This is a genomic window from Cellulomonas sp. P1_C4, assembly GCF_056406355.1.
Genome location: NZ_JBFUAI010000014.1, coordinates 109,390 through 128,834, shown reverse-complemented (window position 1 = coordinate 128,834; position 19,445 = coordinate 109,390). Strand labels below are relative to the sequence as shown.

Sequence of the window (19,445 nt, the reverse complement as noted above, 5' to 3'; positions counted from 1 at the left end):
GCGATGAGAGCCTCCCTACGCAAACGCACCGCCCTGCCCGAAGCCGGCGTCGTCGCCGGCCCGGCGCGTGTCGACCCCCGGACCAAGGGGCTGACCAAGCGGCTGCGCCCCGGTGACGTTGCCGTCATCGACCACCTGGACCTCGATCGTGTCTCGGCCGAGGCCCTCGTCGCGTGCCAGCCGGCAGCGGTGCTCAACTCGGCCCGGTCCACGTCGGGCCGCTACCCGAACCTCGGCCCCGAGATCCTGGTCGCGGCGGGCATCCCGCTGATCGACGACCTCGGCGCCGACGTCATGGCGATCACCGAGGGCCACCGGCTGCGAGTCGTCGACGGCGCCGTCTACGAGGGCGACACGCTCGTCGCCGAGGGGGTGCTCCAGACCCCCGCGACCGTCGAGGCCGCCATGGAGGAGGCCCGCGCCGGCCTCTCCGTGCAGCTGGAGTCGTTCGCCGCCAACACCATGGACTACCTGCGCCGGGAGCGTGACCTGCTCCTCGACGGTGTGGGCGTGCCCGACATCGCGACCGAGATCGACGGCCGCCAGGTCCTCATCGTGGTCCGCGGGTACCACTACAAGGAAGACCTCGTCACGCTGCGTCCGTACATCCGCGAGTACCGCCCGGTGCTCATCGGCGTCGACGGCGGCGCGGACGCGATCCTCGACGCGGGCTGGAAGCCTGACCTCATCGTCGGCGACATGGACTCCGTCTCGGACCGCGCCCTCACCTGCGGCGCCGAGGTCGTCGTCCACGCGTACCGCGACGGACGCGCACCGGGCCTCGCACGCGTCGAGCAGCTGGACGTCAAGCACGTCGTGTTCCCGGCCACCGGCACCAGCGAGGACGTCGCGATGCTGCTCGCCGACGACAAGGGCGCCGAGCTCATCGTCGCCGTCGGCACGCACGCCACGCTCGTGGAGTTCCTCGACAAGGGACGGTCCGGCATGGCGAGCACGTTCCTCACGCGCCTGCGGGTGGGCAGCAAGCTGGTCGACGCCAAGGGCGTGTCGCGGCTCTACCGCAACCGGATCTCCAACGTGCAGCTCACGCTGCTCGTCCTCGCCGGCCTGCTGGCGCTCGGCGTCGCGCTCGCCTCGACCGCCGCCGGTCAGACGCTCATCGGTCTGCTCGGCGCCCGCATCGACGACATGACCTCGTGGGTGAGCGGACTCTTCGGATGACCGCCGCCCGACCCTTGCACCTGGTCCCGGCCCCCGCCGGCGACGTACCCGACGGAGACCTCGCACCGTGATCGACTTCCGCTACCACATCGTCTCGCTCATCTCGGTCTTCCTCGCGCTCGCCGTCGGCATCGCGCTGGGGGCTGGCCCGCTCAAGGAGACGATCGGTGACACCCTCACCGGTCAGGTCGAGCAGCTGCGCGGGGAGAAGGACGCGCTCCGCGCCGAGCTCGACACGACGTCGGGCTCCCTCCAGGACGCCGAGACGTACATCGACGCCGCCGGTCCCCAGCTGCTCGACGGGTCGCTCCGCGACCGTCGGATCGCCGTGATCACCCTCGGCGAGGTCGACGAGTCCACCCGGACCGCGATCGACACGCGGCTCACCCAGTCGGGCGCGTCGGTCACGGCGCACGTCACCCTCACCGACACCTGGTCCGACCCGGACGCGCGCACCTTCCGCCAGGCGCTCGTCGGGCAGCTCCTCACGTACCTGGACCCGGTGCCGGCCGACGACGCCGGCGTCGAGGGAGAGCTCGCCTCGGCCCTGGTGCAGGGCCTGGTCACCCCGGACCCGACCAACCCCGACGCGCTGTCCGACGATGCGTCCGTGCTCCTGGAGCTCCTCTCGTCGAGCGAGAGCGACAGCCCGCTGGTCACGGTGGCCGACCCGGTCACGGTCCCCGCCGACGCGATCGTCGTGGTCGGGGTCCCGCTGACGATTCCCGACGAGAACGCGACCCCCGAGCCGGAGCCGTCCGACTCGGTCGTGGCATCCCAGCTCGCCGTGGTCACGGCGGCGCAGGAGCTGTCGTCCGGCGCGGTGCTGGCCGACGGGCCGCGCGGCAAGGGCAGCCTCACGGACGCCGTGCTCGCCGACCAGGACCTCGCGTCGTCCGTCACCACGGTCTCCGGCGTCGAGCTGGTCACGGGTCAGGTGAACGTGCCGCTCGCGCTGGCCGGCCGCATCGCGGGCACCAACGGGCACTACGGCTTCGGCGACGGCGAGACGCCGATCCCGGCCGCCGTCGTGCTGCCGGCCGTCGACCGCACGGCCCGCGCCCTCGAGGGCGCGGACGCGGGCGGGACCGAGGGATGACGGTCGGGCTGCTGCGGCGCGCCCTCGCCGGGACCGTCGCCGGAACGGTGACGGCCGTCGTGCGCGGCGCGCTGGACAGCCAGGCGCCCGGCGGCCAGGCCCGCTGGGTACGGACGAACCACCGCGGCGAGCCGATCAGCCTGCTCGAGGGTCCCGCGGTCGCCGCCGGTCTGCTCGCCGGCGGGCTCGTCGGCGCTCCGTCGTCGCGTGGCGCCGTGGCCCTCACGGTGGCGACGGCGTCCGGCGCGGCGTTCGGGCTGGTCGACGACCTCGGCGAGGACACGACGTCGCGGCGCAAGGGGCTGCGCGGTCACCTGGGCGCCCTGGCCCGCGGCGAGCTGACGACGGGTGGCCTCAAGGTGCTCGGCATCGGCGCCGGCGCGCTCGTCGCAGCCGCCGTGGCCACACCGACCCACCGAGCCGACGGCAGCCGCCGGTCGGGACTCGGCTGGGTGGCCGACGTCACCGCGTCCGGCGCGCTCGTCGCGGCGAGCGCCAACCTGCTGAACCTGCTCGACCTGCGTCCGGGTCGCGCGCTCAAGGCGGCCACACTCGTCGCCGCCCCGCTGGCCCTGGGACCCGGTGGTGGTGCCGGGGGAGCGGCCTCGGTGCTCGGGGTGGTCGGGGCCGCGCTGGACCAGGACCTGGCCGAGGCCGACATGCTCGGCGACGGCGGGGCCAACGCGCTCGGCGCCACGCTCGGCACCGCCGTCGTGCTCAGCGCCCCGCGGTCCGTGCGGCTCGCCGTGCTGGCGGTCGTCCTCGGGCTCACCGTGGCCAGCGAGAAGGTCAGCTTCACGCGCGTGATCGAGCGCACCCCCGTGCTGCGCGAGGTGGACGCCTGGGGTCGGCGACCCGTCGGGACCCCGGTGGACAGGTCCGCGTGAGCCCCGCAGCGCGGCGCACCCTCGCCGGGCTCGGCGGCGCCGCCGCGATGATCGCGGCGGTCACCGTGCTCAGTCGCGTTCTCGGGTTCGCGCGCTACCTGGTCCAGGCGCACGCGTTCCAGGCGGGGAGCATCGGCGGCGTCTACAACACGGCCAACACGCTGCCGAACGTGCTCTTCGAGGTCGCCGCCGGTGGCGCCCTCGCGGGCGCGCTGGTCCCGGTGCTCGCCCTGCCGGTGTCCCGCGCGCTGCGCAAGGACGTCGACGCGATCACGTCGGCCACGTTCGGCTGGACCCTCCTGGTGCTGGTCCCGATGGGCGCTGCTCTCGCGGCCTGCAGCGGGCTGATCGCCTCGGCGTGGCCCGGGCAGCTCGGCGACGCCGAGCGCGACCTGCTGCAGTACTTCATCGCCGTCTTCGCGGTCCAGGTACCGATGTACGGCGTCGCGGTGCTGCTCTATGCGGTGCTCCAGGCGCACAAGCGGTTCTTCTGGCCGGCCTTCGCGCCCGTCCTGTCGTCGCTCGTCGTCATCGCCACCTACCTCGTCTACGCGGCGCTGGCCGACGGCGAGCTCGACGACCCGGCGGCGGTCACCAGCGGGGCGCTCGCCGTCCTGGGGTGGGGGACCACGCTCGGGGTCGCCGCGATGTGCTTCCCGATGTTCGTGCCGGTCCACCGCCTCGGCGTCCGGATCCGGCCGACCCTGCGGTTCCCGGTGGGCGTCGGCCGTCGCCTGGCCGTTCTCGCGTTCGCGGGGGTCGGCTCCCTGGTCGCGCAGCAGCTCTCCGTGCTGGTGAGCCTCGTCGTCGCCAGCGCCTGGGGGAACGTCGGCACCTGGTCGGTCTTCCTCTGGTCGCAGCAGGTGTACCTGCTGCCCTACGCGGTCCTCGTCGTCCCGCTGGCCACCTCGACGTTCCCCCGGCTCGCGGCCCGCGCCGCGGCCGGTGAGCACGAGGGGTTCGCGCGCATGGCTTCGGGGACCACCCGTGCGGTGCTGGCGGCGGCGGCGCTGGGCAGCGCGGCCCTGGTCGCGGCGGCACCGGCAGTCACGGACATCTTCGTGGGGATCGCCGACGGCGGGGCGGGCATGCGCGCCATGAGCACGACGATCACGTGGTTGATGCCCGGCCTGCTCGGCTTCGCGCTCATGTTCCACGCGTCGCGCGCGCTGTACGCCCTCGAGCGCGGGCGGTCGGCGATCGCCGCCAACGTCGCCGGTTGGGGCACGGTCGCGGTGGCGACCCCCGTGATCGCCGCCGCGCTCGCCCCGGCCCGGCACGACCCGGACGCGACGTTGCTCGCGCTCGCCCAGGCCAGCTCGCTCGGCATGCTGGTCGGCGGGACCGTGGCGGTCGTCCTGCTGCGGCGCGCCGCCGGCCGGCCCGCCACCGCCGGTCTGGTGCGCGCCGCGGTCATCCTCGTGGTCGGCGCAGGCCTCGGCGCCCTCGCGGGCCGCTGGGTGGTGGACGCGGTCGCCCAGGTGGCAGGCCACGGCCTCCTCACGTCGATCGGTGCGGMGGCCGGCGGCGGGATCATCGCTGCCCTCGTCGTCGCGGGAGCCGTGCTCGCCGGGGATCGCGGGACGCTGCGGGACTTCCGCAGCCTCGAGGCGCAGCCGCGGCCGCTCGTCGACGTCCGGGTCACTGACCCCGCCAACCCGAACGCGCCGCTGTCCTGAACTCCGACGTGTCGGGACTCACCCCGCTCGGCACCCCGGCAAAGGGCGTTCGTCAGGTAGGTTGGAATCCCGTGACAGAGCGCGCGCATCGACTCTCCGGGCGGTCGGAATCCACGACCCGGCACATCTTCGTCACCGGGGGTGTCGCCTCCTCCCTCGGCAAGGGTCTGACGGCGAGCAGCCTCGGCCGACTCCTTCGCTCCCGTGGCCTCAAGGTCACGATGCAGAAGCTCGACCCGTACCTCAACGTGGACCCGGGCACCATGAACCCGTTCCAGCACGGCGAGGTCTTCGTCACCGAGGACGGCGCCGAGACCGACCTCGACGTCGGCCACTACGAGCGGTTCCTCGACGTGAACCTGGTCGGGTCCGCCAACGTGACCACGGGCCAGGTCTACTCGCAGGTCATCGCCAAGGAGCGTCGCGGCGAGTACCTCGGTGACACCGTGCAGGTCATCCCGCACATCACCGACGAGATCAAGACGCGCATGCGGCAGCAGGCGCAGTCCGACATCGACGTCATCATCACGGAGATCGGCGGCACGGTCGGCGACATCGAGTCGCTGCCGTTCCTCGAGGCGGCCCGCCAGGTGCGGCACGACCTCGGCCGCGACAACGTCTTCTTCCTGCACGTCTCCCTGGTGCCGTACATCGGCCCGTCGGGCGAGCTGAAGACGAAGCCGACCCAGCACTCCGTTGCCGCGCTGCGCAGCATCGGCATCCAGCCTGACGCGATCGTCCTGCGCGCGGACCGCGATGTCCCCGAGGCCACGAAGCGCAAGATCGCGCTCATGTGCGACGTGGACGTCGAGGGCGTCGTCACCGCCAAGGACGCCCCGAGCATCTACGACATCCCGCGCGTCCTGCACTCCGAGGGCCTCGACGCGTTCGTCGTCCAGCGCCTGAGCCTCCCGTTCCGCGACGTCGAGTGGAAGGGCTGGGACGAGCTGCTGCACCGCGTGCACCAGCCCGCCCACCGGGTCGAGGTCGCGCTCGTCGGCAAGTACATCGACCTGCCCGACGCGTACCTGTCCGTCACCGAGGCGCTGCGCGCCGGTGGCTTCCACCACGACACCAAGGTCGTCATCCGCTGGGTCACGTCCGACGACTGCCAGACGCCTGAGGGCGCCCGGCTCGCGCTCGAGGGCGTCGACGCGGTGCTGGTGCCCGGCGGGTTCGGCGTCCGGGGCATCGAGGGCAAGCTCGGCGCGCTGCGCTGGGCCCGCGAGAACCTCATCCCGACGCTCGGCATCTGCCTCGGCCTGCAGTGCATGGTCATCGAGTACTCGCGCACGGTCCTCGGCCTGGACGGCGCGTCGTCGTCCGAGTTCGACGCCGACCCGGCACACCCGGTGATCGCGACCATGGCCGAGCAGCTCGCGATCGTCGGTGGCGAGGGCGACCTGGGCGGCACCATGCGCCTGGGCGCCTACGAGGCCGTCCTGACACCCGGGTCCGTCGTCGCCGACGCGTACGGCGCCACGCGCGTCTCGGAGCGGCACCGCCACCGCTACGAGGTGAACAACGCCTACCGCGACAAGCTCGAGGACGCCGGCCTCGTGATCTCCGGGGTCTCGCCCGACACCTCGCTGGTCGAGTTCGTCGAGCTGCCCAAGGACGTGCACCCGTACTACGTGTCCACGCAGGCGCACCCCGAGTTCAAGTCGCGCCCGACCCGGGCGCACCCGCTGTTCGCCGGGCTCGTCGAGGCAGCTCTCGCCCAGCGCGGCGACGAGTCCTGATGGGGGAGCCGCTCGCTGACCGGTCGGCGGCGCGGCCCGTCCTGACGCACGAGGTCATCCACGCGGGGAAGATCTTCGACCTGGTTGGCGACGTGGTCGATCTCGGGGAGACGCAGGTGCTGCGCGAGTACGTCGCGCACCCGGGCGCCGTCGCCGTGATCGCCCTCGACGACGACGACCGCGTGCTGCTGCTGTCGCAGTACCGGCACCCGGTCCGGTCGGTGCTCTGGGAACCGCCCGCCGGTCTCCTGGACGTGGCCGGCGAGGACCTTCTCGTCGCGGCCGCCCGGGAGCTGGCCGAGGAGGCCGACCTCCGGGCCGGCTCGTGGTGGCGACTGGTCGAGTTCTGCACGAGTCCCGGCGGTTCGGACGAGCGGATCGTCGTCTTCCTGGCCCGCGACCTGTCGGCGGTCGCCGACGCCGACCTCTACGCCCGCGCCGACGAGGAGGCTGACATGGTGCCGCGTTGGGTGCCGCTCGACGAGGCCGTCGCAGCTGCCCTGGACGGTCGGCTGCACAGCCCGACCGCCGTCACTGGCGTGCTCGCCGCCGCCGCCGCGCGTGCGAGCGGCTGGTCGTCCCTCGTTCCGGTCACCCTGCCCAGCCTCGGCTGACGGCAGGCGACCTCGGCTGACGCCGACGGCGCGCGACCCTCCTCGCGCGCCGTCGGCTCAGCGGCTCGTCGACCGCCGGTACTGCATGTTGGCGAGCGGCACGAAGACGGCGATGAAGATCGCCGTCCAGATCAGCGTGTAGAGCTCCGCGTGCTGCAGGGGCCACGCGGTCGGCGGCGGGACCTCCGGCGGGATGTTGCCGAAGAGCTCGCGCGACGCCTGGGTCACCGCGGACACCGGGTTCCACTCGGCGAACGTCTGCAGCGGAGCCGGGAGCGTCTCCAGGGGCACGAACGTGTTGGCGACGAACGTGAGCGGGAAGATCACGATGAACGTCGCGTTGTTGAACACCTCCGGGCTCGGGACCAGCATCCCGAGCCACGCCATGATCCACGAGATGGCGTAGGCGAAGACGATGAGCAGCAGGTAGCCGAGCGCCGCCTCCGGGACCGAGCTGTGGATGCCCCAGCCGACCAGGAGCCCGGTCAGCGACATCACGATCAGCACGAGCACGTTGTTGGCGACGTCGGAGATCGTCCTGCCCGTCAGCACCGCCGACGGGGCCATCGGCAGCGACCGGAACCGGTCGATGATCCCCTTCTTCAGGTCGTCCGCCAGGCCCGCGCCCGTGATGGTGGCGCCGAAGATCACGGTCTGGGCGAAGATCCCGGCCATGAGGAACTCGCGGTACGCGTCGGGGTCGGCGCCGCCCGGCACGGCGATCGCCCCGCCGAACACGTAGGCGAACAGCAGGACGAACATGATGGGCGACAGCGTGGTGAAGACCAGCAGGTCCGGGACGCGCTTGATCTTGATGATGTTGCGCTTGGCGACGACGTAGGAGTCGGAGAAGACGGTCGGGGCGGCCATCAGACACCCCCTTCGGAGTACTCGTCGGCGGCCGCGTGACGGCCGGGTCTCGCGACCTCGGGAACGGGCGGCGGGGGAGGCTCGGACGCGGAGGGCTCGCCCGCTCTGTCCTCCCCGTCCTCCTCGGCGGACCGCCCGGTCAGGGACAGGAAGACGTCGTCCAGCGTCGGTCGGCGCAGCCCGACGTCGTCGATCCCGATCCCCGCGCCGTCGAGGACCCGCAGCGCCTCCGTGAGCACCTGCGCGCCGCCGCTGATCGGCATGAGCAAGGTCCGTCGGCCCTCGTCCAGGCCCGCCTTGCCGACGCCCAGCGGCTCGAGGAGGTCCCGGGCGTCCAGCAGCCGCGCCGGGTCCCGGACAGTGAGCTCGAGCCGCTCACCGCCGACCTGCATCTTGAGCTGGTCCGCGGTGCCCTGCGCGATGATCTTCCCGTGGTCGATCACCACGATGTCGTCCGCCAGCAGGTCGGCCTCCTCGAGGTACTGCGTGGTCAGCAGGAGCGTCGTCCCGCCGGCGACGAGGTTCTGGATCACCTCCCACATCTCGGTGCGACCGCGGGGGTCCAGGCCGGTGGTCGGCTCGTCGAGGAAGATGATCGGCGGGTCGGCGACGAGCGCACCCGCCAGGTCGAGCCGGCGGCGCATGCCGCCCGAGTAGGTCTTGGACGGACGGTCCGCGGCGTCCTCGAGCCGGAACGCGGCCAGCAGCTCGCGGGCCCGCTCGCGCGACCGCTTCACGCCCAGGTGGTAGAGCCGCCCGATCATGTCGAGGTTCTCGAAGCCCGTGAGGTACTCGTCGACCGCCGCGTACTGGCCGGAGAGGCCGATCCGGCGCCGGACGTCCCGCGGCTTGGCGAGGACGTCGACGCCGGCCACCGTCGCGGACCCGCTGTCGGGCTTCAGGAGCGTGGTGAGGATGCGGACGATCGTGGTCTTGCCGGCGCCGTTGGGGCCGAGCAGCCCGAGCACCGAGCCGGACGGCACGGTGAGATCGACCCCGTCGAGGGCCGTGACGCTCTTGTAGTGCTTGACGAGTCCCTGCGCAGTGATCGCGTCAGCCATGGTTCGAGGCTAGGAGAGACCACTGACATCGGGACAGGGCAAACCCGTGCAGGCCGGGTCAGAGCTGGTCAGCCGACGGTCGACACCTGGTCGTTCGCGGGCACGGAAGAGCGCGTGCGCAGGCTGCCGACGAAGAACGTCACCGTCGACGCCAGCAGCGCGGCGCCGAGCATGTGGAGGTTGACCAGCCCGATCGGCAGGCCGGTGAACAGCTGCACGTAGCCGATGAGGCCCTGGCCCAGCGTGACCCCGAGCAGGACCAGCGCCGTGGTCCAGGGCCGCCCGGACACGCCCCGGCGGCGCAGCAGCACCAGCACCGCGACGAGGACGGCGACGAAGGCCMAGACGGACGCGGCATGCAGCTTCGCCATGAGCCACGGGTCGACGCCGAACCGGTAGCCCACCTCGTCGTCACCGGAGTGCGGCCCGGCCCCCGTCACGACGACCCCGAGGGCGAGCACCACGGCCGTCAGCGCCACGAGCACGTGGACGAGGGAGCGGGTGGTGCGGTCGACCAGGGGGACGGCCGGCCCATCGCCCTCGCACGTCCGGACGACGAGCCACGTCGAGAACGCGACGAGGGCCATCGAGATGAGCAGGTGGCTGCCGACGATCGCGGGGTTCAGGTCGACGAGCACCGTGATGCCGCCGATGACGGCCTGCAGGAGGACGCCGACGACGGGCACGACGCCGAGCCGGCGGTACGACCACGGGCGGCGACGGTCGCCCGTCACCAGCAGGGCCACCGCCAGGGCGACGACGACGAGCACGAAGCTGACGGTCCGGTTGCCGAACTCGATGAAGGGGTGCAGCGACGTCGCGTCGTGGAGCTGCGGTGTGAACTGCCCGGGCTCGCACTGGGGCCACGTCGAGCAGCCGAGGCCCGAGCCGGTGAGACGCACGGCGCCACCGGTGACGATGATCGCGATCTGCCCGACGAGGTTGGCGACGACGGCCGTCCAGGTCCATCGGTCGCGGATCCGGTCGAGGGTCGACGAGGGGGCGTCGAGGGCAGGCGTCGAGCTCACGTCGACCAGCCTACGGTCCGGTCCCGGTGCTCCCGGCCGCCCGGCGGGCGAGGCTCGTCACAGCGGGATGTCGAGCGCCCCGCCGGCGGCGAGCAGCGTCAGGACGAGGCCGAGGACGACCGCGAAGGCGCTGGGCACGAACACGTGGGGGAGCCAGGCGGTGTGCCGACGCATCCGCCGGATCTCCTCGCTCGTCATCTCGCGCGGCTGCGCGGCGAGGGCTGCGGCCGGGTCCGACCGGCCGACGGCGGTCCACGCCGCGTCGATCCGCGGTGCCGAGACGGGCGCCCCGTTCAGCTGCAGCTCCGTCCACGATGCCGACCACGCCTCGATCTGTCGCATCCGGGGGTAGTAGCGGACCTGGTGCCGCTTGGTCATCGCCTCGATGAGCCAGAACGCGGCGCCCGTGGCGGCGGCCAGGGCGAACAGCGCGTAGTGCTCCTGCTGGAAGCCGAGGCCGAGGCCGGCGAGGCTCAGCGTGACCGACCAGCTCTTCACGGTCAGGAGCCGACCGTCGAACTCGGAGACGATCCGCACGAGCGCGGCGTACTCGGCGGCGAGGGCCGTCTGGAACGTGCCGTCCTGCGCGGGCTCCATCGGCCCACGGTAGCGGTCAGTGCCAGCGGAACAGGCGGCTCGCGCCCCAGCCCAGGGCCGCGGCCCAGGCGACGAGCACCACCACGGACCAGGGCGGCAGCACGCCGTGCATGAGCGTCTCCCGCATGGCCTCGCCGAGCGCTCCCGACGGCAGCAGCAGCGCGATGTGCGCCATCGGCCCCGGCAGCTGGCTCGCCGGGATGATGACCCCGCCCGCGACGGCGAGGACGAGCAGGAGCAGGTTGGCGACGGCCAGCACGGCCTCCGCGCGCAGGGTCCCGGCGACGAGGAGGGCGAGCGCGGTGAAGGCCGCGGTGCCGAGGACGATCGCCACGACGGCCAGGAGCAGCCCGGCCGGGTCCGGGTGCCAGCCGAGCAGCAGCGCGGTCGCGCCGATGATCACGACCTGCACGATCTCGACCACCAGCACGCCCAGCACCTTGCCGGCGAGCAGCCCGCCGCGGCCGAGCGGGGTCGTCGCCAGGAGCCGGAGCACGCCGTTGCGGCGGTCGAACGACGAGGCGATGGCCTGCGAGGTGAAGGACGTCGTCATCACCGCCAGGGCGAGGACGCCCGGGGTCAGGAAGTCGATCCGGCTGGCGCCGCCGGTGTCCAGGTCGATCGAGGTGGCCTTGGTCAGCCCGAGGAGCACGAGGACCGGGACGATCACCGTGACGAGCAGCTGCTCGCCGTTGCGCAGGATGGCGCGCGCCTCGAACGAGGTCTGGGCGGCGACGCGCTGCAGGGTGGGCGCCGCCAGGCGCGGAGGGTGCTGTGCCGGTAGGCGCGGAGGGTGCTGTGCGGCGGCGGCGCTCATCGCAGGTTCCGTCCGGTGAGGTCGAGGAAGACGTCCTCGAGCGTGCGGCGGCCGACGGACAGCTGCGTGACGAGGACGTCCCGCTCCGCGAGCCAGCCGGTGAGGGTGGCCACCGCCCGCGGGTCGACGGCGCCGGTCACCGTGTAGGAGCCGGCGCGCGGCTCGGTGACGACGAAGCCGGGGCCCAGCGCGGCGCCGAGGTCCAGGCCGCCGGTCGCCTCGAGGCGCAGGGACTGGTCGTCGGCGGACGCGACGAGCGACGGGACGGAGCCCTGCGCGATCACGCGGCCGTGGTCGACGACGACGACCTGGTCGGCGAGGTCCTCGGCCTCGTCCATGAGGTGCGTGGTGAGCAGCACCGCGACGCCCTCGTCGCGAAGCTCCCGCACGAGGTCCCACACGGCGTGCCGGGACTGTGGATCCATCCCGGCGCTCGGCTCGTCGAGGAAGACGACCTCGGGCCGGCCGACGATCGCGGCGGCGAGGGCGAGGCGCTGGCGCTGGCCGCCTGAGAGTCGGCGGACGGTGGTCCGGGCGAAGGAGCCGAGGCCGAGGCGCTCGGTCAGCTCGCCGAGGTCGCGCGGCTCCGCGTACATCTTGGCGACGTGGGCGAGCATCTCGTGCGAGCGGACGCCGGTGGGCAGGCCGCCGTCCTGCAGCATGACGCCGACCCGCGGCCGCAGGTCGCGCGCCTGCGTGAGAGGGTCCTGGCCGAGCACGCGGACGGAGCCCTCGTCGGGCTCCCGCAGGCCCTCGCAGCACTCGACCGTGGTGGTCTTGCCCGCACCGTTGGGGCCGAGCACCGCGGTCACCTGACCGTGGTGGGCGACGAGGTCGAGCCCGTCGACGACGGCACGTCCGCCGTAGCGCTTGACGAGCCCGGAGATCTCGAGCGCGGGGGTGTCGGGCACGAGAGGGAAGTCTAGGGCGCCCGCCGTGCTCCGCCGGTGCGCCCGGGTGTGAGCGACGCGACCCTCAGCGAAGGGTCTCCTTGCTTGCAGGGATCGATATTGGCAACAAGGATGTTGTCAATATCGCGGGGTGTCGTCTGCCCCCGCTTTCTGACGAGACCGACGGAGGTGTGGCATGAGCGCGACGCTGCCCTCGGTCGACCACGTCGTGGCCGACAGCTCCGAGTCCGACGCCGGCACGCGCCAGCGGGTGCTCCAGATCGTCGCGAGCGCCGGACCGGTGTCTGCCGCCGAGCTCGCGTCCCAGCTCGACCTGGCGCCCGCCGGCATCCGTCGGCACCTGGGGGTCCTCGAGGCCACCGACCAGATCGCCGTGCACGACGGCGCCCGCGGCCCGCAGGGGCGCGGTCGGCCCGCCCGCCGCTACGTCGTCACCAGCCGCGGCCAGGCCGCCCTGTCGCACCGCTACTCCGAGATCGCGGCGCAGGCGCTGCGCTTCCTTGCCGAGACCGCCGGTCCCGAGGCGGTCGAGGGCTTCGCCGAGCGGCGGGTCCGCGACCTGGAGGAGCGGCACGCCGCCGCGGTCCTCGCGGCCGGCGACGACGTCGCCGCCCGCGTCCGGGTGCTCGCCGACGGCCTGGCCGCCGACGGGTACGCCGCGTCCGCCCGCCCTGCCCCCGGCGGTGCCGCCATGCAGCTGTGCCAGGGGCACTGCCCCGTGCAGGACGTCGCCCACGAGTTCCCCCAGCTCTGCGAGGCCGAGGCACGGGCGTTCTCCCGCCTGCTCGGCGTGCACGTGCAGCGCCTCTCGACGCTGGCCGGAGGCGGCCACGTCTGCACCACGAACATCCCGATCACACACCCCCACACGAACGCCCCTGCCCACCCCGTGCCCTCCGTGGAAGGACATTCAGCATGAGTGCACAGACCGACAGCACTGCGGCGGCGACGCCGCAGGCGACGACACCGCTGACCCAGGACGAGGCCATCGCCTCCATCGGGAACTACAACTACGGCTGGCACGACGCCGATACCGCGGGCGCGGTTGCCACTCGTGGCTTGTCCGAGGCCAAGGTCCGGGAGATCTCCGCGCTCAAGAACGAGCCCGAGTGGATGCTCAAGACGCGCCTGAAGTCGCTGCGCCTGTTCGACAAGAAGCCCATGCCCTGGTGGGGCTCGGACCTGTCGGGCATCGACTTCGACAACATCAAGTACTTCGTGCGCTCCACGGAGAAGCAGGCCACCAGCTGGGAGGACCTGCCCGACGACATCAAGAGCACGTACGACCGCCTGGGCATCCCGGAGGCCGAGAAGCAGCGTCTCGTCGCCGGCGTCGCCGCGCAGTACGAGTCCGAGGTCGTCTACCACCAGATCCAGGAGTCGCTCGAGGAGCAGGGCGTCATCTTCCTCGACACCGACACCGCGCTGCGCGAGCACCCGGAGATCTTCGAGCAGTACTTCGGCTCGGTCATCCCGCCCGGGGACAACAAGTTCGCCTCGCTCAACACGGCCGTGTGGTCGGGTGGCTCGTTCGTCTACGTGCCGCCGGGCGTGCACGTCGAGATCCCGCTGCAGGCCTACTTCCGGATCAACACCGAGAACATGGGCCAGTTCGAGCGGACGCTGATCATCGCCGACGAGGGTTCGTACGTGCACTACGTCGAGGGCTGCACCGCGCCGGTGTACTCGAGCGACTCGCTGCACTCCGCCGTCGTCGAGATCATCGTCAAGAAGAACGCGCGCGTCCGGTACACGACCATCCAGAACTGGTCGAACAACGTGTACAACCTCGTCACCAAGCGGGCGACCGCCGCCGAGGGCGCGACCATGGAGTGGGTCGACGGCAACATCGGCTCCAAGGTGACCATGAAGTACCCGGCCATCTACCTGCTGGGCGAGCACGCGCGCGGCGAGACGCTGTCGATCGCGTTCGCCGGCGCGGGCCAGCACCAGGACGCCGGCGCCAAGATGGTGCACGCCGCGCCGCACACGTCCAGCTCGATCGTCTCCAAGTCGGTCGCGCGCGGCGGTGGCCGCACGTCCTACCGCGGGCTGGTCCAGGTGCTCGAGGGCGCCCACCACTCCGCGTCCAACGTGCTCTGCGACGCCCTGCTGGTCGACCAGATCTCCCGCTCCGACACCTATCCGTACGTCGACGTCCGCGAGGACGACGTATCGATGGGCCACGAGGCGACCGTGTCGCGCGTGAGCGAGGACCAGCTGTTCTACCTGATGTCCCGAGGCATGCCCGAGACCGAGGCCATGGCCATGATCGTGCGCGGGTTCGTCGAGCCCATCGCCCGTGAGCTGCCTATGGAGTACGCCCTCGAGCTGAACCGCCTCATCGAGCTGCAGATGGAAGGGGCCGTCGGCTGATGACGACCACCACAGAGCCCACCTCCGGCTCTCTGTCGACCGACCACTCGAAGGCGGTCGCCGACGGGAGCCACACCCACGGCGTCGGGCCGGCGCCCGAGGCGTCCCGCGCCTCGCGGCCCACGTCGTTCGACGTCGCCGACTTCCCGGTGCCCAACGGCCGCGAGGAGGAGTGGCGCTTCGCGCCGGTCTCCCGCCTGGCGCCGCTGTTCGCGGCCGACACCGACGGGGTCCTGGACGGCCACGGCGTGCTCACGACCGTCGTCGAGGCACCCGAGGTCACCGTCGAGATCGTCGAGCGCGACGACGCTCGGCTCGGGAAGGCCGGCAAGCCCGGCGACCGCGCCGCCGCCGTGGCCTGGGCCTCGTTCCCGCGGGCGACCATCGTCACGATCCCGCAGGAGGCCGTCGCCTCCGAGGTGACGTCGATCCGCATCGAGGGCGTCGAGGGTGCCGGCACGCACGAGGCCGCGCTCGAGCCCAGCGCCACGCACCTGCTGGTGCACGCGAAGCCCATGTCGCAGGCCGTCGTCGTCATCGACCACGTCGGTCACGCCGCGCTCACCGAGACGGTCGAGATCGTCGCCGAGGAGGGCGCCCACCTCACGGTCGTCACCGTGCACGACTGGGCCGAGGGCTCCGTGCACGCCTCGTCGCACCGCCTGCGGATCGGCCGCGACGCCACCGTCAAGCACATCGCGGTGACGCTCGGCGGCGACGTCGTGCGCATCACGCCGGACGCCGAGTTCGTCGGCGAGGGCGCCAACGTCAAGATGCTGGGGCTGTACTTCGCGGACGCGGGCCAGCACCAGGAGCAGCGCCTCTTCGTCGACCACGCGGTGCCCAACTGCATCTCGCGCGTCGCCTACAAGGGCGCGCTGCAGGGCGAGGGCGCGCACACGGTGTGGGTCGGCGACGTCCTCATCCGTGCCGAGGCCGAGGGCACCGACACGTACGAGCTCAACCGCAACCTCGTGCTCTCCGACGGCGCGCGCGCCGACTCGGTGCCCAACCTCGAGATCGAGACGGGTCTCATCGAGGGCGCCGGCCACGCGAGCGCGACCGGCCGGTTCGACGACGAGCAGCTCTTCTACCTGCGCGCCCGCGGAATCCCCGAGCCCGACGCGCGTCGGCTCGTGGTGCGCGGCTTCTTCGCCGAGCTCATCCACGAGATCGGCGTCCCGTCGGTCGAGGAGCGGCTCATCCTGTCGATCGAGGCCGAGCTGGAGAAGTCGATGAGCGTGCTCGGCGCCACGCCGACGCTCGAGGGTTCCGAGGTGGGCCTGACGACGGAGGGCGCATGACCGCGCAGCTCGCCTGCTACGACGAGGACGTGCCCGTCGAGGGCACGTTCCGCGTCGAGCTGGAGGCCGAGCACGGCACCGTCGAGGTCGCGCTGGTGCGCGACGAGGACGGCGAGCTGCACGCCATCAGCGACATCTGCTCCCACGGCGCCGTCTCGTTGTCGGACGGCGAGGTGGAGGGTTGCACGATCGAGTGCTGGCTCCACGGCTCGCGGTTCGACCTGCGCACCGGCAAGCCCACGGGCCCGCCCGCCGTCCAGCCCGTCCCTGTCTACCCCGTGACCGTCGACGGCCAGCGCGTGCTGGTCGACGTCGACGCCCCGCTCTGAAGAAGTCTGGAAGGAACAGCATGTCCACCCTGGAGATCCGCGACCTGCACGTCAGCGTCGAGACCAAGGAAGGCCCGAAGCAGATCCTGCGCGGCGTCGACCTGACCGTCGCGAGCGGCGAGACGCACGCCATCATGGGCCCGAACGGCTCCGGCAAGTCCACGCTCGCGTACTCGCTGGCCGGCCACCCGAAGTACCACGTCACCAGCGGCACCGTGACCCTCGACGGCGAGGACGTCCTCGCGCTCTCGGTCGACGCCCGCGCCCGTGCGGGTCTGTTCCTCGCCATGCAGTACCCGGTCGAGGTCCCCGGCGTCAGCGTGAGCAACTTCCTGCGCACCGCGAAGACCGCGATCGACGGGCAGGCCCCGCCGCTGCGCACGTGGGTCAAGGACGTCCGCAAGGCGATGGACGACCTGCGCATGGACCCGGCCTTCGCCGAGCGCTCCGTCAACGAGGGCTTCTCGGGCGGCGAGAAGAAGCGCCACGAGATCCTGCAGATGGAGCTCCTCAAGCCGAAGTTCGCGATCCTCGACGAGACCGACTCCGGCCTCGACGTCGACGCGCTGCGCGTCGTGTCCGAGGGCGTCAACCGCGTCAAGGAGAACCCGGACGTCGGCGTCCTGCTGATCACGCACTACACGCGGATCCTGCGCTACATCACGCCCGACTTCGTGCACGTCTTCGTCGACGGCAAGGTTGCCGAGGAGGGTGGCCCGGAGCTGGCCGACCGCCTCGAGAACGAGGGCTACGACCGCTTCCTGTCGACAGCCACGGTTCTCTGAGCACCTGATGACCAGCCTCCTCCACGACGCAGCCCGGACGCTCGACGCGTCCGAGCTCGCGGCCGTGCGCGCGGACTTCCCGCTGCTCGCGCGGACGCTGCGCGGCGGGCGCCCCCTGGTGTACCTCGACTCGGGGGCCACCTCGCAGAAGCCCGAGGTCGTCCTCGACGCCGAGCAGGACTTCTACGTCCAGCGCAACGCCGCCGTGCACCGCGGGGCGCACCAGCTCGCCGAGGAGGCGACCGAGGCGTTCGAGGACGCGCGGGACCGGGTCGCCTCGTTCGTCGGGGTGTCGCCGGGGTCGCTGGTCTGGACGTCCAACGCGACGGCCGGGCTCAACCTCGTGGCGTACGCGATGTCGAACGCGTCGCTCGGGCGCGGGGGAGCGGCGGCACGGCAGTTCGCGCTCGGTCCCGGCGACGAGATCGTGGTCACCGAGGCGGAGCACCACGCGAACCTCGTGCCGTGGCAGGAGCTCGCGTTCCGCACGGGAGCGACGCTGAAGTGGCTCGGGGTCGACGACGACGGCCGCATCCGGCTGGACGACCTCGACACGGTGGTCACCGACCGCACCAAGGTGCTCGCGTTCACGCACGCGTCGAACGTGACGGGCGCGATCACGCCGGTCGCACCGTTCGTCGCGCGGGCCCGCTCCGTGGGGGCGCTGACGGTGCTGGACGCCTGCCAGTCGGTCCCGCACCTGCCCGTCGACCTCACGGCCCTCGGCGTCGACTTCGCCGCGTTCTCGGGGCACAAGATGCTCGGTCCCACGGGCGTCGGCGCGCTGTACGGGCGGCGCGAGCTGCTCGAGGCCATGCCGCCCGTGACCACCGGCGGCTCGATGGTCGAGGTGGTCACCATGGAGTCGACCACCTACGCGCCGCCGCCGCAGCGGTTCGAGGCGGGCACGCAGATGGTGTCCCAGGCCGTGGGCATGGGCGCCGCGGCGTCGTACCTGGCCGAGCTGGGCATGGACGCGGTCGCCGCGCACGAGGCGCACCTGGCCGGGCTGCTGCTCGACGCCGTCGCGTCCGTGTCGGGCGTGCGGGTCATCGGGCCCACAGACACGCGCGATCGCCTCGCGACCGTCTCGTTCGTCGTCGACGGCGTGCACGCGCACGACGTGGGCCAGGTGCTCGACGACGCCGGCGTGGCCGTGCGGGTGGGCCACCACTGCGCGCAGCCCCTGCACCGGCGGTTCGGCGTAGCGTCGACGTCGCGGGCGAGCGCCGCGGTCTACACGACCGACGAGGAGATCGAGGTCTTCCGGGAAGCACTGACGGGGGTCCGGGCGTTCTTCGGTCTGGAGGTGTCATGAGCACGGGATCGATGGAGCAGCTGTACCAGCAGGTCATCCTCGACCACGCGAAGTTCCCGCACGGCAAGGGACTGGGCGCGGCGGGGGACCTGCACCTGCACACGGGCGAGTCGCACCAGGTGAACCCGACGTGCGGTGACGAGGTGACGTTGCAGGTGGACCTCTCCGACGACGGCGTCGTGCGGGACGTGCGCTGGGACGGGCAGGGCTGCAGCATCTCGCAGGCCTCCGTCTCGGTGCTGCACGACCTGGTGGTCGGCAACGACCTGGCCACCGTCGACCAGATCGGCGGCACGTTCCGCGCGCTCATGCAGACGCGCGGCGCGGGGCTCGACGACGAGGCCGAGGACTCCCTCGGCGACGCCACCGCCTTCACCGGCGTGGCCAAGTACCCCGCGCGGATCAAGTGCGCCCTGCTCGGCTGGGCGGCGCTGACCGACGCACTCATCAAGACCGGCGCACGGGAGAACTCATGAGCACGGACACGCCCGCACCCGTCACGGTGGCCGACGTCGAGGAGGCCATGCGCGACGTCATCGACCCCGAGCTGGGCATCAACGTGGTCGACCTCGGGCTGGTCTACGGCCTGACGATCGACCAGACCAACACGGCGGTCATCGACATGACGCTCACGTCGGCGGCCTGCCCGCTGACCGACGTCATCGAGGACCAGTCGGCGCAGGCCCTCGACGGCCTGGTCGACGGCTTCCGCATCAACTGGGTGTGGATGCCGCCGTGGGGCCCCGAGAAGATCACGCCCGACGGGCGCGAGCAGATGCGGGCCCTGGGCTTCAACATCTGACCACGAAGGCCTCCGGGATYCCGGAGGCCTTCGTCGTTCTTCAG

20 protein-coding genes are annotated in these 19,445 nt (G+C 72.3%); 14 read left to right on the top strand and 6 right to left on the bottom strand.

What is annotated here, in order from left to right:
* Positions 1 to 3 precede the first annotated feature (3 nt).
* The 6 genes from steA (at position 4) to AC1DYZ_RS13055 (ending at position 7,203) form a co-directional block, all read left to right on the top strand.
* A complete protein-coding gene (steA, locus tag AC1DYZ_RS13080) occupies positions 4 to 1,182 on the top strand; it encodes a putative cytokinetic ring protein SteA (RefSeq protein ID WP_477065621.1) in 1,179 nt (392 codons plus the stop codon).
* 67 nt (positions 1,183 to 1,249) lie between these two features.
* Entirely contained in the window at positions 1,250 to 2,281 is a 1,032-nt protein-coding gene (locus tag AC1DYZ_RS13075) for a copper transporter (protein WP_477065620.1), read from the top strand.
* Positions 2,278 to 3,168, top strand: a complete 891-nt coding sequence (locus AC1DYZ_RS13070; protein ID WP_477065619.1) for a hypothetical protein — start codon at positions 2,278 to 2,280, stop codon at positions 3,166 to 3,168. Before AC1DYZ_RS13075 ends, AC1DYZ_RS13070 begins: the two co-directional genes overlap by 4 nt.
* Positions 3,165 to 4,847 carry a murein biosynthesis integral membrane protein MurJ gene (gene murJ / locus AC1DYZ_RS13065; protein ID WP_477065618.1) on the top strand — a complete coding sequence of 561 codons (1,683 nt, stop codon included), beginning with the start codon at positions 3,165 to 3,167 and terminating at the stop codon, positions 4,845 to 4,847. The genes AC1DYZ_RS13070 and murJ overlap by 4 nt, the downstream gene beginning before the upstream one ends.
* A 71-nt stretch (positions 4,848 to 4,918) precedes the next feature.
* Entirely contained in the window at positions 4,919 to 6,589 is a 1,671-nt protein-coding gene (locus tag AC1DYZ_RS13060; protein ID WP_477065617.1) for a CTP synthase, read from the top strand.
* Entirely contained in the window at positions 6,589 to 7,203 is a 615-nt protein-coding gene (locus tag AC1DYZ_RS13055; protein WP_477065616.1) for an NUDIX domain-containing protein, read from the top strand. The genes AC1DYZ_RS13060 and AC1DYZ_RS13055 overlap by 1 nt, the downstream gene beginning before the upstream one ends.
* A gap of 57 nt (positions 7,204 to 7,260) precedes the next feature.
* Here the strand turns inward: AC1DYZ_RS13055 and AC1DYZ_RS13050 are convergent, their stop codons facing one another.
* The 6 genes from AC1DYZ_RS13050 to AC1DYZ_RS13025 all read right to left on the bottom strand — a co-directional run bounded on the left by AC1DYZ_RS13050 (position 7,261) and on the right by AC1DYZ_RS13025 (position 12,487).
* Entirely contained in the window at positions 7,261 to 8,073 is an 813-nt protein-coding gene (locus tag AC1DYZ_RS13050) for an ABC transporter permease (protein WP_477065615.1), read from the bottom strand.
* A complete protein-coding gene (locus AC1DYZ_RS13045) occupies positions 8,073 to 9,134 on the bottom strand; it encodes an ATP-binding cassette domain-containing protein (RefSeq protein WP_477065614.1) in 1,062 nt (353 codons plus the stop codon). The genes AC1DYZ_RS13050 and AC1DYZ_RS13045 overlap by 1 nt, the downstream gene beginning before the upstream one ends.
* A 68-nt stretch (positions 9,135 to 9,202) precedes the next feature.
* Positions 9,203 to 10,162, bottom strand: a complete 960-nt coding sequence (locus AC1DYZ_RS13040; protein WP_477065613.1) for a COX15/CtaA family protein — start codon at positions 10,160 to 10,162, stop codon at positions 9,203 to 9,205.
* 57 nt (positions 10,163 to 10,219) lie between these two features.
* Positions 10,220 to 10,759: a hypothetical protein gene (locus AC1DYZ_RS13035; protein WP_477065612.1), complete on the bottom strand. Its 540-nt coding sequence runs from the start codon at positions 10,757 to 10,759 to the stop codon at positions 10,220 to 10,222.
* Positions 10,760 to 10,775: 16 nt separating this feature from the next.
* Positions 10,776 to 11,576, bottom strand: a complete 801-nt coding sequence (locus AC1DYZ_RS13030) for an ABC transporter permease (protein WP_477065611.1) — start codon at positions 11,574 to 11,576, stop codon at positions 10,776 to 10,778.
* Positions 11,573 to 12,487, bottom strand: coding sequence for an ABC transporter ATP-binding protein (locus tag AC1DYZ_RS13025; protein ID WP_477065610.1), 915 nt, complete (start codon positions 12,485 to 12,487; stop codon positions 11,573 to 11,575). The genes AC1DYZ_RS13030 and AC1DYZ_RS13025 overlap by 4 nt, the downstream gene beginning before the upstream one ends.
* Before the next feature lie 175 nt (positions 12,488 to 12,662).
* Between AC1DYZ_RS13025 and AC1DYZ_RS13020 the strand changes: the two genes are divergently transcribed.
* Genes AC1DYZ_RS13020 through AC1DYZ_RS12985 form a run of 8 tightly spaced genes read left to right on the top strand, consistent with a single transcriptional unit; the run spans position 12,663 to position 19,401 of the window.
* The gene (locus AC1DYZ_RS13020; protein ID WP_477065609.1) at positions 12,663 to 13,406 is read left to right on the top strand and encodes a helix-turn-helix transcriptional regulator; all 744 of its coding nucleotides are present in this window, start codon (positions 12,663 to 12,665) and stop codon (positions 13,404 to 13,406) included.
* The gene (gene sufB, locus AC1DYZ_RS13015; RefSeq protein ID WP_477065608.1) at positions 13,403 to 14,863 is read left to right on the top strand and encodes a Fe-S cluster assembly protein SufB; all 1,461 of its coding nucleotides are present in this window, start codon (positions 13,403 to 13,405) and stop codon (positions 14,861 to 14,863) included. Before AC1DYZ_RS13020 ends, sufB begins: the two co-directional genes overlap by 4 nt.
* Entirely contained in the window at positions 14,863 to 16,167 is a 1,305-nt protein-coding gene (gene sufD, locus AC1DYZ_RS13010; RefSeq protein ID WP_477065607.1) for a Fe-S cluster assembly protein SufD, read from the top strand. The genes sufB and sufD overlap by 1 nt, the downstream gene beginning before the upstream one ends.
* Entirely contained in the window at positions 16,164 to 16,496 is a 333-nt protein-coding gene (locus AC1DYZ_RS13005; RefSeq protein ID WP_456826697.1) for a non-heme iron oxygenase ferredoxin subunit, read from the top strand. The genes sufD and AC1DYZ_RS13005 overlap by 4 nt, the downstream gene beginning before the upstream one ends.
* Positions 16,497 to 16,516: 20 nt before the next feature.
* Entirely contained in the window at positions 16,517 to 17,281 is a 765-nt protein-coding gene (sufC, locus tag AC1DYZ_RS13000) for a Fe-S cluster assembly ATPase SufC (protein ID WP_477065606.1), read from the top strand.
* A gap of 7 nt (positions 17,282 to 17,288) precedes the next feature.
* Entirely contained in the window at positions 17,289 to 18,599 is a 1,311-nt protein-coding gene (locus AC1DYZ_RS12995; RefSeq protein ID WP_477065605.1) for a cysteine desulfurase, read from the top strand.
* A complete protein-coding gene (gene sufU / locus AC1DYZ_RS12990) occupies positions 18,596 to 19,075 on the top strand; it encodes a Fe-S cluster assembly sulfur transfer protein SufU (RefSeq protein ID WP_477065604.1) in 480 nt (159 codons plus the stop codon). The genes AC1DYZ_RS12995 and sufU overlap by 4 nt, the downstream gene beginning before the upstream one ends.
* Positions 19,072 to 19,401, top strand: a complete 330-nt coding sequence (locus AC1DYZ_RS12985; protein WP_456826693.1) for a metal-sulfur cluster assembly factor — start codon at positions 19,072 to 19,074, stop codon at positions 19,399 to 19,401. The genes sufU and AC1DYZ_RS12985 overlap by 4 nt, the downstream gene beginning before the upstream one ends.
* The last annotated feature ends 44 nt before the right edge of the window (positions 19,402 to 19,445 follow it).

Excerpts from the sequence above, each read along its gene's own strand:
- AC1DYZ_RS13005 (WP_456826697.1), top strand. The coding sequence starts at position 16,164 with ATGACCGCGCAGCTCGCCTGCTACGACGAGGACGTGCCCGTCGAGGGC.
- AC1DYZ_RS13050 (WP_477065615.1), bottom strand. The coding sequence starts at position 8,073 with ATGGCCGCCCCGACCGTCTTCTCCGACTCCTACGTCGTCGCCAAGCGC.
- AC1DYZ_RS12985 (WP_456826693.1), top strand. The coding sequence starts at position 19,072 with ATGAGCACGGACACGCCCGCACCCGTCACGGTGGCCGACGTCGAGGAG.
- sufB (WP_477065608.1), top strand. The coding sequence starts at position 13,403 with ATGAGTGCACAGACCGACAGCACTGCGGCGGCGACGCCGCAGGCGACG.
- sufU (WP_477065604.1), top strand. The coding sequence starts at position 18,596 with ATGAGCACGGGATCGATGGAGCAGCTGTACCAGCAGGTCATCCTCGAC.
- AC1DYZ_RS13035 (WP_477065612.1), bottom strand. The coding sequence starts at position 10,759 with ATGGAGCCCGCGCAGGACGGCACGTTCCAGACGGCCCTCGCCGCCGAG.
- sufD (WP_477065607.1), top strand. The coding sequence starts at position 14,863 with ATGACGACCACCACAGAGCCCACCTCCGGCTCTCTGTCGACCGACCAC.
- AC1DYZ_RS13045 (WP_477065614.1), bottom strand. The coding sequence starts at position 9,134 with ATGGCTGACGCGATCACTGCGCAGGGACTCGTCAAGCACTACAAGAGC.
- AC1DYZ_RS13030 (WP_477065611.1), bottom strand. The coding sequence starts at position 11,576 with ATGAGCGCCGCCGCCGCACAGCACCCTCCGCGCCTACCGGCACAGCAC.
- AC1DYZ_RS13070 (WP_477065619.1), top strand. The coding sequence starts at position 2,278 with ATGACGGTCGGGCTGCTGCGGCGCGCCCTCGCCGGGACCGTCGCCGGA.
- AC1DYZ_RS12995 (WP_477065605.1), top strand. The coding sequence starts at position 17,289 with ATGACCAGCCTCCTCCACGACGCAGCCCGGACGCTCGACGCGTCCGAG.
- sufC (WP_477065606.1), top strand. The coding sequence starts at position 16,517 with ATGTCCACCCTGGAGATCCGCGACCTGCACGTCAGCGTCGAGACCAAG.
- steA (WP_477065621.1), top strand. The coding sequence starts at position 4 with ATGAGAGCCTCCCTACGCAAACGCACCGCCCTGCCCGAAGCCGGCGTC.
- AC1DYZ_RS13055 (WP_477065616.1), top strand. The coding sequence starts at position 6,589 with ATGGGGGAGCCGCTCGCTGACCGGTCGGCGGCGCGGCCCGTCCTGACG.
- AC1DYZ_RS13020 (WP_477065609.1), top strand. The coding sequence starts at position 12,663 with ATGAGCGCGACGCTGCCCTCGGTCGACCACGTCGTGGCCGACAGCTCC.